We start from the raw sequence: 16,353 nt of genomic DNA on the forward strand, positions 1-16,353 counted from the left end.
TTTTCGTCTTGGAATTCGAACATTAATGTTCATTTGCGAAAATGGTAGCTGATAAACGCGCGCACAGCCACCCGACTTCGATTGAAAAAACTCATCGAAGGGGCGAAAAAGGAAAATTTGTGAACTGATAGTTCCCACGCTCTGCGTGGGAATTCAGCCCGTGACGCTCCGCGTCACAGTGGACGCAGAGCGTCCTTTGATGCATTCCCACGCGGAGCATGGGAACGAGAGAGAGTTAAACGACTTCCAGCCGAACCTTGTGCTGATTCAACAACTGCACCAACGCCGGCACCGGCTGTTGATCAGTCACCAAACAGTCCACCAGACTGATCGGCCCCAAGCGAATCATGGCGTTGCGTCCGAATTTGCTTGAGTCCGCCGCCAATATCACCTGGCGCGCATTGGCGATAATCGCCTGGGAAACCCGTACTTCCTGGTAGTCAAAGTCGAGCAAACTGCCGTCTTCATCGATGCCGCTGATGCCCACCAACGCAAAGTCGACCTTGAACTGGTTGATGAAATCGACACTCGCCTGACCCACCACACCGCCATCACGGCGCACGTTACCGCCGGTCAGCAACACATCGAAGTCGTCCTTGGCACTGAGCATGGTCGCGACGTTGAGGTTGTTGGTGATGATTTTCAGGTGATTGTGATTCAGCAGCGCACGCGCGATCGACTCGGTGGTGGTGCCGATGTTGATAAACAGCGAGGCATGATCGGGGATTTGTGCGGCGATGGCTTCGCCGATGCGTTGTTTCTCATCACGCATCTGGTCGGCACGCATGGCGTACGCGGTGTTTTCGACACTGGAGTCATAGGCCGCGCCGCCGTGGTAGCGGCGCAGCAGATTGGCGTCCGCCAGCTGGTTGATATCGCGGCGGATGGTTTGCGGGGTGACAACGAATAGCTGCGCCATCTCCTCGATACTGACATAACCGCGTTCGCGGACCAGTTCGAGGATTTGTTGTTGGCGGGGAGGCAGATTCATGGGGCGTCCTTTGGGCTGCCATACAAAAGTGGCCCATGATGACGCAGGAATCTGCTCCCTGCCAGTTACAACCCTCTATCGGTCCGGCGCTTGGCTTATTCAGCGCCTTCGTGCGGTTCCCAGTCGCGGGTGCGGCTTACCGCTTTTTGCCAGCCGGCGTAGAGTTTCTCTTTGGCGGCTTCGTCCAGCGCAGGTTCGAATTCGCGCTCGATCACCGCCTTGCCGCGCATCTCGTCCAGGCTGCCCCAGAAGCCACAGGCCAGGCCTGCCAGGTAAGCCGCGCCCAGTGCCGTGGTCTCGCGCATTTGCGGGCGTTCGACCTGGGTGCCGAGGATGTCGGCCTGGAACTGCATCAGGAAGTTGTTGGCCACCGCACCGCCGTCTACGCGCAGGGCTTTGAGGCGTTCGCCCGAGTCCTGTTGCATCGCGTCCAAAACGTCGCGGGTCTGGTAGGCAATCGACTCCAGGGCTGCACGAATAATGTGATCCACGCGTACGCCACGGGTCAGGCCGAACAGCGCGCCACGCGCATACGGGTCCCAGTACGGAGCGCCCAGGCCGGTGAAGGCCGGCACCAGGTACACGCCGTTGCTGTCTTTGACCTTGCCGGCGAAGTATTCGGTGTCGGTGGCGTCGGCGATGATCTTCAACTCGTCACGCAGCCATTGCACGGTGGAACCACCGTTGAACACCGCGCCTTCCAGGGCGTAAGCCACTTCGCCGCGTGGGCCGCAGGCGATGGTGGTGAGCATGCCGTGCTTGGATTTCACCGCCTTGTCGCCGGTGTTCATCAGCAGGAAGCAACCGGTGCCATAGGTGTTCTTGGCCTGGCCGGCTTCCACGCACATCTGGCCGAACAGGGCAGCTTGTTGGTCGCCAGCGATGCCGCCGATGGCGATACCGCTTTTGGTGCGGCCGTAGATTTCCGAAGAGGACTTCACTTCCGGCAGCATTTCGCGCGGCACGTCGAGGATCTCCAGCATCTTCGCATCCCACTCCAGGGTGTGGATGTTGAAGAGCATGGTGCGCGAGGCGTTGGTGTAGTCGGTGACGTGGGTTTTGCCGCCGGTAAATTTCCAGATCAGCCAGCTGTCGATGGTGCCGAACAGCAGTTCACCGTTGCGCGCACGCTCGCGGCTGCCTTCGACGTTGTCGAGGATCCACTTGAGCTTGGTGCCGGAGAAGTACGGGTCGGTGACCAGGCCGGTGGTGTCATTGATGTATTGCTCGTGGCCGTCGCGCTTGAGCTGCTGGCAGATCTCGGTGCTGCGGCGGCACTGCCAGACGATGGCGTTGTAGATCGGGCGGCCGGTGACCTTGTCCCAGACCACGGTGGTTTCACGCTGGTTGGTGATACCGATGGCGGCGACTTGGTCATGGTGCAGGCCGGCTTGTGCCAGGGCCTCGACCATCACCGCGCTTTGCGTGGCGAAGATTTCCATCGGGTCATGTTCAACCCAGCCGGCTTGCGGGTAATGCTGGGTGAATTCGCGCTGGGCGGTGCAGACCACGTTGGCGTCACGATCAAAGATGATCGCCCGCGAACTAGTGGTGCCCTGATCAAGGGCAATGATGTAGTTCTTATTCTGAATGTCGGTCATGTCGATTGCCTTAGACGGAAAATAAGTAAGTAAGGAATCAGCCTGGGCCGCAAAGGGGCAGTGCGGACCAGGCCGGCGCTATCAGGAAATACGCGTCTTGCCGTTGACAGCCGTGTCAGGTGTTTCATCTATAGCAGGTGCGGCGCTCGGCAGATGACGGGCAATCAGCCCGCGATAGGCCGCAGCACCGAGGCAGGCGCCGACAATCGGCGCGAAAATCGGAATCAGGAAGTAGGGAATATCGCGACCGCCAGTAAAGGCTATTTCACCCCAGCCGGCGAAAAAGGTCATCAGCTTGGGCCCGAAATCCCGCGCCGGATTCATCGCAAAGCCGGTCAACGGGCCCATGGCGCTGCCAATCACCGCGATCAGCAGGCCGATCAGCAGCGGCGCCAGCGGGCCGCGTGGCAGGCCATTGTTGTCATCGGTGAGGGCCATGATCACGCCCATCAAGATGGCGGTGATGACCATTTCCACCAGGAACGCCTGGGCCGTGCTCAACAGGGCGTGCGGGTAGGTGGAGAACACCGACGCCAACTCCAGGCTGGCCTGGGAGCCGCGTACCATGTGGTGGGTTTGTTCGTAATCGAAAAAAAGATTGCTGTACAGCGTGTACACCAAGGCGGCCGCGCAGAAGGCGCCCGCAACCTGGGCGAGGATGTAGAAGGGCAGTTTGCGCTTTTCGAAATCGGCAAAGATGCACAGCGCGATACTCACCGCCGGATTGAGGTGAGCCCCGGAAATACCGGCGCTCAGGTAGATCGCCATACTCACGCCGATCCCCCAGATGATACTGATTTCCCACAACCCAAAGCTGGCACCCGCGACCTTGAGCGCAGCGACACATCCTGTACCGAAGAAGATCAGAAGCGCAGTCCCCAGGAACTCGGCCATGCATTGGCTCGAAAGTGAAGGCTGTTGAAGAGCAGTTGTCATGGAAAACCTCGATTGTTGTTCTTGTTTGGCGCGCGGCCTCAACGGGCTGTTGCGCGATTTTCACCGTGGCGAGGATCCCCATCCAAACCATGGCTTACTGCTGGAGTACTGCAGCTCTATTCCTACAGTATTCGGAAACGAAAAAATATAGACAAGAATGACGGCTGTCAAAGGTCGAAAGTGAACCATTGGTCATTTTCAAACTATTAGTCTGATGAATGATCACGCTTGCCCCCGCCAGTACTCATTTCAGGAGTGGCGCACTAGAGCGTTTTACGTGGCCTTGGCCTAGAATTGACCCTCTGTTTTCCACGCCCGGAATAGCCATGACCCCCGCACTGGACCTGTTGAAAAAAGTTCGCGCCGAACATCACATCCACAGTTACGAACATGATCCCAAGGCGGCGTCCTATGGCCTGGAGGCCGCGGAGAAATTGGCGCTCGACCCGGCCCGGGTGTTCAAGACCTTGCTGGCCAGCAGTGAGAAAGGTGAATTGTTGGTGGCGGTGGTGCCGGTCGTCGGAAGTCTGGATTTAAAGGCGTTGGCGCAGGCGGCCGGGGTCAAAAAAGTCGAGATGGCCGACCCGGCGGCGGCGCAGCGTTCTACCGGTTACTTGTTGGGTGGCATCAGCCCGTTGGGGCAGAAAAAACGTCTGCGCACTTTTATCGATGTGACGGCACAGCCGTTCGCGACGATTTTTGTCAGTGCAGGGAGGAGAGGGTTGGAAGTTGAGCTGCCGGCGGCGGTGCTGGCTGAGCATACCCAGGCTAAATTTGCGCCGATTGGCCGGGCCTGAAACTCAATTTTGAATGCGACGAGATCCAATGTGGGAGCGGGCTTGCTCGCGAATGCGGTGTGTCAGTCAAAGATGCAGTGACTGATGTACCGTATTCGCGAGCAAGCCCGCTCCCACATTTTGATTCGGTTTCGGCAGATTATCAGTTCGCCGGGCTATAACGCCTTACACCAGATTCAGACTGAGGAATCTGCGCCGCCACGCTGCCCGAAGCCTGGAACAACACCAAATGCTCAGCCGCCACCCGAATCCCCACCTGCGCACCGACCTGATGATCCGCGTGGCTGGGGAAAATCGACTCCAGCTGTGCCCCGGTCGGCAGTTGCAGGCGGTACAACGTCGAAGCACCGAGGAAGGTCTTGCCGACGATCCGCGCTTTCAGCGCGCTGTCCGGCGCATAGACGATGTCATCCGGGCGCAGCAATACATCCACCGCGCCGCCTGTAGGCCAGGTGTAGGCGCGATTGCCGCGCAGGTCACCCAGTTCGGTGCTGACCGATTCCGGTGAACTCATTTGGCCACGGATAAAGTAGCCCTGGCCAATAAAGCTGGCGACATACGGCGTCTGCGGTTCGTGATAGAGGTTGTAAGGCGTGTCCCATTGTTCCAGGCGGCCTTCCTTGAATACGCCCACCTGATCGCTTACTGCGAAGGCTTCTTCCTGATCATGGGTCACCAGAATCGCACTGGTGCCGCGCGCCTTGAGAATGTCACGCACCTCGTGGCTGAGCTTGCGCCGCAGTTCGCCGTCGAGGTTGGAGAACGGTTCATCCAGCAGCAGCAGTTGCGGCTCCGGCGCCAGGGCGCGGGCGAGGGCGACGCGTTGTTGCTGGCCACCGGAAAGCTCGTGGGGGAACCGCTTGCCGAGGTTCTTCAGGTTGACCAGTTCCAGCAACTCGGCGACCACGCGGTCTTTTTGCGGGTGCTTACGAATGCCGAAGGCGATGTTGTCGGCCACGCTCAAATGCGGAAACAGCGCGTAGTCCTGGAACACCATGCCGATTCGACGTTTCTCCGGCGCGAGGGTGAACCCGGCGCTGGAAATTACTTCGCCGGCCAAACTGATTTCACCCTCGTGCACGGGTTCGAACCCGGCAATCGCACGCAAGGTGGTGGTTTTGCCGCAGCCAGATGAGCCGAGCAGGCAGCCGATGTCACCGGCGTTGAGGTGCAGGTTGAGGTTCTGCACCACCCGTTGATCTTGATAGCCGCATGCCAGATTGCGCAGGTTCAGCAGTAACGGCTGGCTCATGCGTGGCGGTACGAAGGCTGGACGAGGAATTCGAGCAGCGCCTTTTGCGCGTGCAAGCGGTTTTCGGCCTGGTCCCAGGCGACCGAGCGTTTATCGTCGAGCAGGTCGAGGCTGATTTCTTCGCCACGGTGGGCTGGCAGGCAGTGCATGAACAGCACATCCGGCGCGGCCAGGTCGAGCAACGCGCGGGTTACCTGGAACGGCGCGAACAGGGCCAGGCGCTTGGCGGTTTCTTCTTCCTGGCCCATGGAGGTCCAGACATCCGTGCTGACCAGATGGGCGCCAAGCACGGCATCACGTGGGTCGCGCACAAGGGTCACGCGACTGCCGGCCTGCTCCAGGAGGCGCGCATCCGGCTCGTAGCCTTCGGGGCACGCGATGCGCAGGTGGAAGTCGAACTGGATCGCCGCTTCTATATAGCTGTTGCACATGTTGTTGCCGTCGCCGATCCAGGCCACGGTCTTGCCTTGAATCGAACCGCGGTGTTCGAGAAAGGTTTGCATGTCGGCCAGTAACTGGCACGGGTGCAGGTCATCGGACAGGCCGTTGATCACCGGTACGCGGGAGTTGGCGGAAAATTCGGTCACGGTGCTGTGGGCAAAGGTACGGATCATCACCGCATCGAGCATGCTCGACATCACGATGGCGCTGTCGGCAATCGTCTCGCCACGGCCCAGTTGGGTATCGCGCGAGGACAGGAAGATGGCCTGGCCACCCAGCTGAATCATGCCGGCTTCGAACGACACGCGGGTGCGGGTCGACGACTTCTCGAAAATCATCCCGAGCACACGGTTTTTCAAAGGCTCGAACAGTACGCCGCGGTTACGCAGGTCTTTAAGCTCAATGCCTCGACGGATCACGCTGACCAGCTCTTCGGGCGTGCAATCCATCAGGGAGAGAAAGTGCCTTGCGCTCATCATTAACTACCTTTTTGCAACAGACCGCAGATACTCAAAGCCTTGTTTATTGTGACAACGGGCGAGACCTGCGGCGAAAGCCGCACGGGGCGACGAAATAGGGGAAGGCGCGATCTTATAATTAAATGTCGCGCCTTACCAATAGGGCTACGGTTTTTAAGGGTGTTCAAGAAGGGCGCCGAGACGCTTTTGAAGACTGATTCCTGACAGCAGCAGCCCATTTGTACACTGGCGCCGAGACCTTTTGCAATGTGTGGGGGCGGCTCCGGGCCAGGCTGTGTCGGTTTTAGCCGTGGCGGGCAGGGTTCTGAAACATTTGCTCACGTTTAGCCATGGCCTGGCCTAATGCTTGCCGATTCACAGCACTGACGTTGCTGGTGCCTGCGCCGGTCGCGGCCCATAGTGAAGCTAAAGCCCTAATAAGAGACTGGCCATGACCAAGACTCTCCATCACCGTGCCTGCCATCTGTGTGAAGCCATCTGTGGCCTGACCCTGGAAACCACCCAAGCCGACGACGGCAGCCTGGCGATCACCTCGATCAAGGGCGACCCGCTGGACACCTTCAGCCGTGGGCATATCTGCCCCAAGGCCGTGGCGCTGCAGGACATCCAGAACGACCCGGACCGTTTGCACCAGCCCATGCTGCGAGTGGGCAGCGAATGGCAGCCGATCGCATGGGACGAGGCGTTCAAGCTGGTCGCCGAGCGGCTGGCCGGTATCCAGGCCCGGCATGGGCAAAACGCGGTGGCGGTGTATCAGGGCAACCCCAGCGTGCACAACTATGGGTTGATGACTCACAGCAACTACTTCCTCGGCCAGTTGAAGACGCGCAATCGGTTTTCCGCGACCTCGGTGGACCAGTTGCCCCATCACCTCACCAGCCACTTGATGTACGGCCACGGCCTGTTGTTGCCGATTCCGGATATTGATCACACCGACTTCATGCTGATATTGGGCGGCAACCCACTGGCCTCCAACGGCAGCATCATGACCGTGCCCGATGTGGAAAAACGTCTCAAGGCCATTCAGGCGCGAGGCGGCAAAGTGGTGGTGGTCGACCCTCGGCGCAGCGAGACGGCGGCGATTGCCGACCAGCATCTGTTTGTGCGGCCTGGCGGCGACGCGGCGCTGCTGTTCGGCGTACTCAACACGCTGTTTACCGAGCAACTCACGCGCGACAGCCATTTGCCGGTTGAAGGCCTCGACGACGTGCGCCACGCCATTGCCGGGTTTACCGCTGAAGCCATGAGCCGCCAATGTGCGGTGCCTGCCGAGCAGATCCGCCAATTGGCGCGTGACTTCGCGGCGGCGGACAACGCGGTGTGCTATGGCCGTATGGGCGTATCGACCCAGGCGTTCGGCACCTTGTGTCACTGGCTGGTGCAACTGATCAATTTGGTGACTGGCAACCTCGACCGGGTCGGCGGTGCGTTATGCACCAGCCCGGCGGTCGACCTGGTGGCCTCGACCGGCGGCGGGCATTTCAACCGCTGGCAGAGCCGTGTGTCCGGGCGCCCGGAATATGGCGGCGAGTTGCCGGTCTCGGCGCTGGCCGAAGAAATGCTCACGGAGGGCGAAGGGCAAATCCGTGCCTTGGTGACCGTGGCCGGCAACCCCGTACTGTCGACGCCCAATGGTCGCCAGCTGGAGCAGGCGCTCGATGGCTTGGAGTTTATGGTCAGCATCGACCTGTATATCAACGAGACCACGCGTTACGCCGACCTGATTCTGCCGTCGACATCGGCGCTGGAAAACGATCATTACGACACCACGTTCAACATGTTCGCCGTGCGTAACGTCACCCGCTTCAATCGCGCGATCCTGCCCAAGCCTGCCGGCGCGTTGCATGACTGGGAAATTTTTGTCGGCTTGGCCGAGGCCTTTGCGGCGCAGACGGGCGTGGCGCTTAAACCGACCATGGCACCGGCGCAGATGATCGACTTCGGGTTGCGTGCCGGGGCTTACGGTGATGCATCCGAGCACAAATTGTCGGTGGCCATGCTGGCGGACCATCCGCATGGCGTGGACTTGGGGCCGCTCAAGCCCAACCTTGGCGCACGCTTGAAAACCGCCAGCGGCCAGGTGCAGGCGGCGCCGGCAGTGATTCTGGCGGACTTGGCGCGGTTCGCCTCGCAGCCTGTGCCGGTGGCGGATGAACTGCTGCTGATCGGCCGTCGCCATGTGCGCAGCAATAATTCGTGGATGCATAACTATCACCGCCTGGTGAAAGGCAAGCCGCGCCACCAGCTGCATATGCACCCTGATGACCTCAGCCGCCGGCAGTTGAGCGACGGCCAGCGTGTGCGGGTGAGTTCGCGCATCGGCATGATCGAAGTGGAAGTGGTGGCCAGCCTGGACATGATGCCCGGTGTGGTCAGCCTGCCCCATGGCTGGGGCCATGGCCGCCCGGGTGTGCAGATGAGCATCGCCAGCGGCCAGCCGGGGGCGAGCGCGAACGACCTGACCGACGAGCGGCAATTGGATGAATTGTCCGGAAACGCCGCACTGAACGGCGTGCCAGTGCAGGTGGCCGCCGCATAAGGCCTGAGCACCGCGCTGGAATTTTGCGTTACAATGCGCCACCGTGCCGACCTGTGAGTCGCAAAGTTCCAGCCGAGGTGTTCCATGGATATCATCGAAACGATCAAAGAGCAGATTGCCAACAACACCATTCTGCTTTACATGAAGGGCGCCCCGAACGCTCCTCAGTGCGGTTTCTCCGCGAAGGCTTCCCAGGCCATCATGCAGTGCGGCGAGAAGTTCGCCTACGTGGATATCCTGCAAAACCCTGAAATCCGCGCCAACCTGCCGAAGTACGCCAACTGGCCAACCTTCCCACAACTGTGGGTAGCCGGTGAGCTGGTCGGCGGTAGCGACATCATCACCGAGATGGCGGCTGATGGTTCGCTGCAGGCTCTGATCAAAGAAGCAGCAGCAAACGCGGCAGCCAAGACTGACGCGTGATTTGCATGCAATAAAAAGCCCCGCGTCTCGAAAGAGAGCGGGGCTTTTTTGTGGCTAATTGATCGTTCCCACGCTCCGCGTGGGAATGCATCCTGTGACGCTCCGCGTCACCCTGCTCAAGCATCAAAGACGTCTAGGCAGTATTCCCCGCGCAGAACGTGAGAGCGATCTTCAGCGCTTATTCACCCATCTGCGATTGCAGGTAGTTCTCCAGGCTGACCTTATCGATCAGGCCCAATTGGGTTTCCAGCCAGTCGATATGTTCTTCCTGGTCTTCCAGGATATCTTCCAGCAGTTCACGGCTACCGAAGTCGCCCTTGGTTTCGCAGTGAGCGATGGCGGCCTTGATGTCGCTGTGGCTCTTGCGTTCAAAGCCGAGGTCGCTGCTGATCATTTCCTGGGTGTGCTCGCCGATGTTCAGCTTGCCCAGGTCCTGCACGTTCGGCAGGCCTTCCAGGAACAGGATGCGTTTGATCAGCGCATCTGCGTCTTTCATGGCCTTGATGGATTCTTTGTATTCACGCTTGCCGAGCTTTTCCAGGCCCCAATCGTCATACATGCGCGCATGCAGAAAGTACTGATTGATCGCGACCAGTTCATTGGCAAGGATTTTGTTGAGTTGCTGGATGACTGAGATGTCGCCTTTCATGACTGGGGTCCTGCCCTGTAATAGCTGTATATACGGCGGAGTTTGAGCGGCGAAATCCCTAGTGTCAAACCTAAGTTATTGAATAATAAATGAAAATTAATCGGAATAAGAATGTTTGTGTTCCGCGTCTTGGCGCTAACTAATTGAATTACGGGCATAAAAAAACCGGACACTAAGTCCGGCTCTTCAAAACACGCCTGATTAAGCGTGTGTAAATTCTGCTGAGTAGGGGAGCGCGGCCTGGGCTGTTTGCAGCTGCGTCAGGGTTTCCCGTACCACTTGCTTGGCGAGGCAGGCACATTTACCGCACTGGCTGGCAACGCCGGTGGTTTCACGTACTTCCTTGTAGCTGCAGCAACCTTCATAGATTGCTTCGCGGATTTGTCCGTCGGTGACGCCAGTGCAGAGGCAGACATACATAAGGGAGAACCATCGCGGGTTTAAGGCTTAAGTGCGATGGATCTTAATGTTAACGAGAATGATTGTCAAAGTAGATTCGTAGGGTATTCGCTGGCACTGCGCCCTCACTGACGAACGGTTTTTTCAGTGTATGATGGTCGGTCTTCACGAAGCGTGACTGCGTCACAGGGCTGTCGCTTAGCTGCGCCAGACTTGGGCCGGTCCTTTTACTTCAATCGTCACCCTTACATCAGGAGATACCCAATGAGCGTACTCGTCGGCAAACAAGCCCCGGATTTCGACGTACCTGCCGTCCTCGGCAATGGCGAAATCGTAGACAGCTTCAAACTGTCTGAAGCCATCAAAGGCAAATACGGCCTGGTGTTCTTCTACCCGCTGGACTTCACCTTCGTCTGCCCGTCCGAGCTGATCGCTCTGGACCACCGCATGGACGATTTCAAGGCGCGCAACGTTGAAGTGGTAGCCGTTTCCATCGACTCCCATTTCACCCACAACGCCTGGCGCAACACCGCCATCAATGATGGCGGCATCGGCAAAGTCAAATACACCATGGCTGCCGACATGAAGCACGACATCGCCAAGGCCTACGACGTTGAGTCCGAAGGCGGCGTGGCGTTCCGTGGCGCGTTCCTGATCGACGACAAGGGCGTTGTGCGCTCGCAGATCATCAACGACCTGCCGCTGGGCCGTAACATGGAAGAGCTGATCCGTCTGGTCGACGCCCTGCAATTCCACGAAGAGCACGGCGAAGTGTGCCCTGCCAACTGGAAAAAAGGCGACAAGGGCATGAACGCTTCGCCAGAAGGCGTTGCGGCTTACCTGACCGAGAACGCCGGCAAGCTGTAAGCCTCGTTCGACGCAAAAAAAACCGGCCTGAGAAGGCCGGTTTTTTTATGCGCGGGAAATGACCCTGTGGCGACTGGTGTTCAGTGGCTGGAGGGCTGTTGTGGCGAGCGGGCTTGCCCCGCGTTGGGCTGCGAAGCAGCCCCAATTAGACCGCCGCGATTCATCTGGCGAACCGCGTCGTCTGGTTCTGGGGCTGCTGCGCAGCCCAACGCGGGGTAAGCCCGCTCGCCACAACAAGCCGGCTCGCCACAATGAGCCCGTTCGCCACAACAGCGTTCGGGCAAACCTCAGTCGTTGAAGTCTTCCCAGCCGCCCATCTGCTTCCACCGATTGACGATGCCGCAGAACAGCTCGGCCGTTTTCTCGGTGTCATAGCGAGCCGAGTGGGCCTCACGGCCGTCGAAGTCGATACCGGCCGCCTGGCAGGCTTTCGCCAGCACGGTCTGGCCATACGCCAGGCCTGCGAGGGTGGCGGTGTCGAAGCTGGAGAACGGGTGAAACGGGTTACGTTTCATGTCCAGCCGCGCCACGGCAGCGTTCAGGAAGCCCAGGTCGAAGCTGCTGTTGTGCCCGACCAGAATCGCGCGTTTGCAGCCATTGGCTTTCAACGCCTTGCGCACACCGCGGAAGATATCGGTCAGCGCCGCTTCTTCACTCACTGCCATGCGCAGCGGGTGATCCAGTTTGATCCCGGTGAACTCCAGGGCCGCAGCCTCAATGTTCGCGCCTTCAAACGGCTCAACGCGGAAGAAGTGAGTGTGTTCCGGGAACACAAAACCCTGCTCGTCCATGCCGATGGTGGTGGCGGCGATTTCCAGCAGGGCGTCGGTGGCGCAATTGAAACCACCGGTTTCTACGTCGATGACAACCGGCAGATAGCCGCGAAACCGCTCGGCCATCGGGTGACGGGAGCCGCCACCACTGTGCTCGTGTTCGTCATCGTAATGGTCTTCACTCACTTGCTTTCCTCCAGCAGGCGCCAGCGCAGTGTTTCACCGGCGCGCAGCGGGATAACAGTCAGCTCGCCAAACGGCAGGCTGGCAGGGGCGGTCCAGTCTTCACGGACCAGGGTAATGCGGTCGGTATTCGCCGGCAGGCCGTAGAAACGCGGGCCATTGAGGCTGGCGAAGCCTTCGAGCTTGTCCAGGGCATTGCGCTGTTCAAACGCTTCGGCGTACAGCTCGAGCGCCGCATACGCGGTGTAGCAACCGGCACAGCCACACGCAGCTTCTTTGGCGTGTTGGGCGTGAGGTGCGGAGTCGGTGCCGAGGAAGAACTTCGGGCTGCCGCTGGTGGCGGCATCCAGCAAGGCCACCTGGTGGGTGTTGCGCTTGAGGATCGGCAGGCAATAGAAGTGCGGCCGAATCCCGCCCACCAGCATGTGGTTGCGGTTGTAGAGCAGGTGATGCGCGGTGATGGTCGCGCCCACGTTGGCCGAAGCCTCGCTGACGAACTGCACGGCGTCGGCGGTGGTGATGTGTTCAAACACCACTTTCAGCGTCGGGAACAGCTCGACCACACGGCGCATGTGTTCGTCGATGAAGACCTTCTCGCGATCGAACACGTCCACGTCGCCACGGGTGACTTCACCGTGAATCAGCAGCGGCATGCCGACTTCAGCCATGGCTTCGATGGCCGGCAGTATCTTGTCGATACTGGTCACGCCGGAATCGGAGTTGGTGGTCGCGCCGGCCGGGTAGAGCTTGGCGGCGTGCACGAAGCCGGTCGCTTTGGCAGCGCGAATCTCTTCAGGCTGGGTGCGATCAGTGAGGTAGAGCACCATCAGCGGTTCGAAGCGGCTGCCGGCCGGCCGTGCAGCGAGGATGCGCTGGCGATAGGCGTCGGCTTCAGCGGCATTACGCACCGGTGGCACCAGGTTAGGCATGATGATGGCGCGGCCAAACGTGCGCGCTACATCGGCCACAGTTTGGGGTAACGCAGCACCATCGCGAAGATGAATATGCCAGTCGTCGGGACGCAGCAGGGTCAGGCGGTCGGACATTGGGGATTCCAGGCGGGTCAATCTGGTGGGAATGCTACCGGAAAAGACTCTTGCAGGCACTCGCTATCAAGTTTTGCAGGACGCTACCGATATCCCTGGGTATGCCTTAACGACGTATGACGCTTTGAAGTGTTGTAGAAACCAGTGGAGCCTCCCGTGCGCCAGCATTATCTAGCCCTGCTCAGTGTGTTCGCCAGCCTGCCTGCGATGGCCCTCACGTTCCAGACACGTCTGGAGAATATTGAGTGGAAGGTGGAAGGCGACCAGTTTGAGTGCCGCCTCACCCAGCCGATCACCGATTTCGGCTCGGGCGAGTTCGTGCGGCGGGCCGGCGAGCAGGCGACATTTCGCCTCAAAGCCTACAACGGTGCGCTGGGCGTGGGCTCGGCAACCTTATTGGCGGCCGCAGCACCCTGGCAGCCGGGCCGTGGCGATATCAACCTTGGCGCCGTGCGTGTCGGCAGTGGCGACGTCTTGTTCAACAGCTCCCAGGCCCAGGCCGGGCGCCTGTTCACCGGTTTGCTCGAAGGGCGCAGCCCGACCGTGCGACATTACGGGCGTGAAGGCGGCTACTCGGAAATTCGCCTGCTACCGGTGAAATTCAACAAGGCCTTCAACGACTATCAACTGTGCACCACCAAGCTGCTGCCGATGAATTACGACCAGGTCAAACAGACCGAAGTCGGCTTCCCAGGCGGTGGCATCGAGCTGGACGCGGCGGCGAAGAAGAAGCTGGACGTGATTCTCGCGTTCATGAAAGCCGACCCTACCGTCAACCACATCGAGTTGAACGGCCATTCGGACAACAGTGGCAACCGCCTGACCAACCGTGACGTCTCGCGCCGTCGGGCGCTGGCGGTCACGGACTACTTCAAGGCCAATGGCATCCCGGAATCGCAGATCACCATGCGTTTCCACGGCGAAAGCTACCCGCTGGCGCCGAACACCAATGCCGCCAACCGGGCGCGCAATCGGCGTGTGAACATTCAGCTCGAACGCGTCGCAGCGCCTGAGAAGCCGGCGCCACAGGCCACTGCACCAAGCAACGCCGCCCACACATCCTGAGGTGCGACCATCGGTCGCCCGCTCGACATAATCTGTCGCTTTATCTTCATTTGCTGTCGCGCCTCTGTAAATTCACGGTTTTGGTCGGTAGAATCGACGGCTTTCCGTACAACCCCGTGGAGTGATGGCATGGCCGACGTAAACAAGGTCGTTCTCGCGTATTCCGGCGGCCTGGACACTTCGGTGATCCTCAAGTGGCTGCAGGATACTTATAACTGTGAAGTGGTGACCTTCACCGCTGACCTGGGTCAGGGCGAAGAGGTCGAACCTGCACGTGCCAAGGCGCAAGCCATGGGCGTGAAAGAGATCTACATTGACGACCTGCGCGAAGAATTCGTCCGCGATTTCGTCTACCCGATGTTTCGCGCCAACACCGTCTACGAAGGCGAGTACCTGCTGGGTACTTCCATCGCACGTCCGCTGATCGCCAAACGCCTGATCGAAATCGCCAACGAAACCGGCGCCGACGCCATTTCCCATGGCGCCACCGGCAAGGGTAACGACCAGGTGCGTTTCGAACTGGGTGCCTACGCGCTCAAGCCAGGCGTGAAAGTGATTGCTCCTTGGCGTGAATGGGACCTGCTGTCGCGCGAAAAGCTGATGGATTACGCTGAAAAGCACGCCATCCCAATCGAGCGTCACGGCAAGAAGAAGTCCCCGTATTCGATGGATGCCAACCTGCTGCACATCTCCTATGAAGGCGGCGTGCTGGAAGACACCTGGACCGAACACGAAGAAGACATGTGGAAATGGACCGTCTCCCCGGAGAACGCTCCAGACAAGGCCCAGTACCTGGAACTGACCTACCGCAACGGCGACATCGTCGCGCTGGACGGCGTTGAGATGACGCCGGCCACCGTGCTGGCGACCCTGAACCGTATCGGTGGCGAACACGGTATCGGCCGTCTCGACATCGTCGAGAACCGTTACGTGGGCATGAAGTCCCGTGGCTGCTACGAAACCCCAGGTGGCACCATCATGTTGCGCGCCCACCGCGCCATCGAGTCCATCACCCTGGACCGTGAAGTCGCTCACCTCAAAGACGAGCTGATGCCCAAGTACGCCAGCCTGATCTACACCGGCTACTGGTGGAGCCCTGAGCGTCTGATGCTGCAACAGATGATCGACGCCTCCCAGGTCCACGTGAACGGTGTGGTTCGCCTGAAGCTGTACAAGGGCAATGTGATCGTCACCGGTCGCAAGTCCGATGAGTCGCTGTTCGACGCCAACATCGCCACCTTCGAAGAAGATGGCGGCGCCTACAACCAGGCGGATGCTGCGGGCTTCATCAAGTTGAATGCGCTGCGCATGCGCATCGCGGCCAACAAGGGTCGCAAGCTGTTCTGAGTGATCCCTTCGCTGTAAAAAAATGGCCCCTGTTTAAGGGGCCATTTTTTTTTGCTTGAATATTCAAGGCACTAGCCATGAGTACGGCGTGATGTTTAAAAGAGTTTGGTAAATGTTTATGGTCTGTCAGTGAAAAAGCTATGGGCTGTGTTTTTGTTTTGGAGTTTTATTTTTTACGTCAGTGAATGATTTTTTAACACCTGTCTAGGAACTATGTCTTACAGAAGATTCACTATATAAGTGCGAATGGTATGTAAGACTAAGAAAATTCTGTAGGAATTAGGGATGTTAGAAAATATGTGGAATGGAACTAAAAGAGTCGGAATTTTCTCACCTGTTCACTCGCCTGGCGGCGCCACGCAATGGGCATTTCCTGAAAGTCTTGTGCGGCACGTTTACCTTGATCCACTTATGCGGCGGATATTTCACTCAAGATATGTATGCCCACGGAAAGGTCTGAAAGTCTGCATAAAATCGGACGCGTCTGGGTTAATGTTTTTTTGTAGGTTAATTCCTATATCGTTGTGGGTTGGGTCTCTGCTTGCTGTTGCTTGGGGGGGAGCGC

At 59.0% G+C, this 16,353-nt stretch carries 15 protein-coding genes; 6 read left to right on the forward strand and 9 right to left on the reverse strand.

The window, feature by feature from the left end; all coding sequences use genetic code 11:
- Positions 1–235: 235 nt before the first annotated feature.
- The 3 genes from PspR76_RS06665 to PspR76_RS06675 all read right to left on the reverse strand — a co-directional run bounded on the left by PspR76_RS06665 (position 236) and on the right by PspR76_RS06675 (position 3,528).
- On the reverse strand, positions 236–991 hold the full coding sequence (locus tag PspR76_RS06665) for a DeoR/GlpR family transcriptional regulator (RefSeq protein ID WP_010212755.1): 756 nt from the start codon (positions 989–991) through the stop codon (positions 236–238).
- 95 nt (positions 992–1,086) lie between these two features.
- A complete protein-coding gene (gene glpK, locus PspR76_RS06670) occupies positions 1,087–2,592 on the reverse strand; it encodes a glycerol kinase GlpK (RefSeq protein ID WP_159954491.1) in 1,506 nt (501 codons plus the stop codon).
- A gap of 81 nt (positions 2,593–2,673) precedes the next feature.
- Positions 2,674–3,528 (reverse strand): MIP/aquaporin family protein, encoded by an 855-nt coding sequence (locus PspR76_RS06675; RefSeq protein ID WP_159954492.1) that lies wholly within the window; start codon positions 3,526–3,528, stop codon positions 2,674–2,676.
- Positions 3,529–3,854: 326 nt separating this feature from the next.
- Between PspR76_RS06675 and ybaK the strand changes: the two genes are divergently transcribed.
- Positions 3,855–4,325 carry a Cys-tRNA(Pro) deacylase gene (gene ybaK / locus PspR76_RS06680; protein ID WP_159954493.1) on the forward strand — a complete coding sequence of 157 codons (471 nt, stop codon included), beginning with the start codon at positions 3,855–3,857 and terminating at the stop codon, positions 4,323–4,325.
- A 142-nt stretch (positions 4,326–4,467) separates the two neighbouring features.
- On the opposite strand, the gene PspR76_RS06685 is transcribed toward ybaK, so the two are convergent.
- Both PspR76_RS06685 and argF read right to left on the reverse strand, forming a co-directional pair.
- The gene (locus PspR76_RS06685; RefSeq protein WP_159954494.1) at positions 4,468–5,577 is read right to left on the reverse strand and encodes an ABC transporter ATP-binding protein; all 1,110 of its coding nucleotides are present in this window, start codon (positions 5,575–5,577) and stop codon (positions 4,468–4,470) included.
- Complete coding sequence (gene argF / locus PspR76_RS06690) at positions 5,574–6,494, reverse strand: ornithine carbamoyltransferase (RefSeq protein WP_159954495.1); 921 nt, start codon at positions 6,492–6,494, stop codon at positions 5,574–5,576. Before argF ends, PspR76_RS06685 begins: the two co-directional genes overlap by 4 nt.
- 433 nt (positions 6,495–6,927) lie before the next feature.
- On the opposite strand from argF, the gene PspR76_RS06695 reads away from it, so the two are divergent.
- Both PspR76_RS06695 and grxD read left to right on the forward strand, forming a co-directional pair.
- Entirely contained in the window at positions 6,928–9,036 is a 2,109-nt protein-coding gene (locus PspR76_RS06695; RefSeq protein WP_159954496.1) for a molybdopterin oxidoreductase family protein, read from the forward strand.
- An 84-nt stretch (positions 9,037–9,120) separates the two neighbouring features.
- Positions 9,121–9,459 (forward strand): Grx4 family monothiol glutaredoxin, encoded by a 339-nt coding sequence (gene grxD, locus PspR76_RS06700; RefSeq protein ID WP_106577269.1) that lies wholly within the window; start codon positions 9,121–9,123, stop codon positions 9,457–9,459.
- Between the two features lie 178 nt (positions 9,460–9,637).
- On the opposite strand, the gene bfr is transcribed toward grxD, so the two are convergent.
- Both bfr and PspR76_RS06710 read right to left on the reverse strand, forming a co-directional pair.
- A complete protein-coding gene (bfr, locus tag PspR76_RS06705; protein ID WP_053133448.1) occupies positions 9,638–10,108 on the reverse strand; it encodes a bacterioferritin in 471 nt (156 codons plus the stop codon).
- Between the two features lie 201 nt (positions 10,109–10,309).
- Complete coding sequence (locus PspR76_RS06710; RefSeq protein ID WP_010564137.1) at positions 10,310–10,528, reverse strand: bacterioferritin-associated ferredoxin; 219 nt, start codon at positions 10,526–10,528, stop codon at positions 10,310–10,312.
- A 243-nt stretch (positions 10,529–10,771) separates the two neighbouring features.
- On the opposite strand from PspR76_RS06710, the gene PspR76_RS06715 reads away from it, so the two are divergent.
- Positions 10,772–11,374 carry a peroxiredoxin gene (locus PspR76_RS06715; RefSeq protein WP_003172097.1) on the forward strand — a complete coding sequence of 201 codons (603 nt, stop codon included), beginning with the start codon at positions 10,772–10,774 and terminating at the stop codon, positions 11,372–11,374.
- A 287-nt stretch (positions 11,375–11,661) separates the two neighbouring features.
- Here the strand turns inward: PspR76_RS06715 and rnt are convergent, their stop codons facing one another.
- Both rnt and pyrC read right to left on the reverse strand, forming a co-directional pair.
- Positions 11,662–12,333 (reverse strand): ribonuclease T, encoded by a 672-nt coding sequence (gene rnt, locus PspR76_RS06720; protein WP_010564138.1) that lies wholly within the window; start codon positions 12,331–12,333, stop codon positions 11,662–11,664.
- The gene (pyrC, locus tag PspR76_RS06725; RefSeq protein WP_159954497.1) at positions 12,330–13,376 is read right to left on the reverse strand and encodes a dihydroorotase; all 1,047 of its coding nucleotides are present in this window, start codon (positions 13,374–13,376) and stop codon (positions 12,330–12,332) included. Before pyrC ends, rnt begins: the two co-directional genes overlap by 4 nt.
- Positions 13,377–13,532: 156 nt before the next feature.
- On the opposite strand from pyrC, the gene PspR76_RS06730 reads away from it, so the two are divergent.
- Together PspR76_RS06730 and PspR76_RS06735 are read left to right on the forward strand one after the other, a co-directional pair.
- Positions 13,533–14,441 (forward strand): flagellar protein MotY, encoded by a 909-nt coding sequence (locus PspR76_RS06730; protein ID WP_159954498.1) that lies wholly within the window; start codon positions 13,533–13,535, stop codon positions 14,439–14,441.
- Between the two features lie 129 nt (positions 14,442–14,570).
- A complete protein-coding gene (locus PspR76_RS06735; RefSeq protein ID WP_159954499.1) occupies positions 14,571–15,788 on the forward strand; it encodes an argininosuccinate synthase in 1,218 nt (405 codons plus the stop codon).
- Positions 15,789–16,353: the final 565 nt, after the last annotated feature.

The sequence above is a fragment of the Pseudomonas sp. R76 genome (genome assembly GCF_009834565.1).
Taxonomy (GTDB): Bacteria; Pseudomonadota; Gammaproteobacteria; order Pseudomonadales; family Pseudomonadaceae; genus Aquipseudomonas.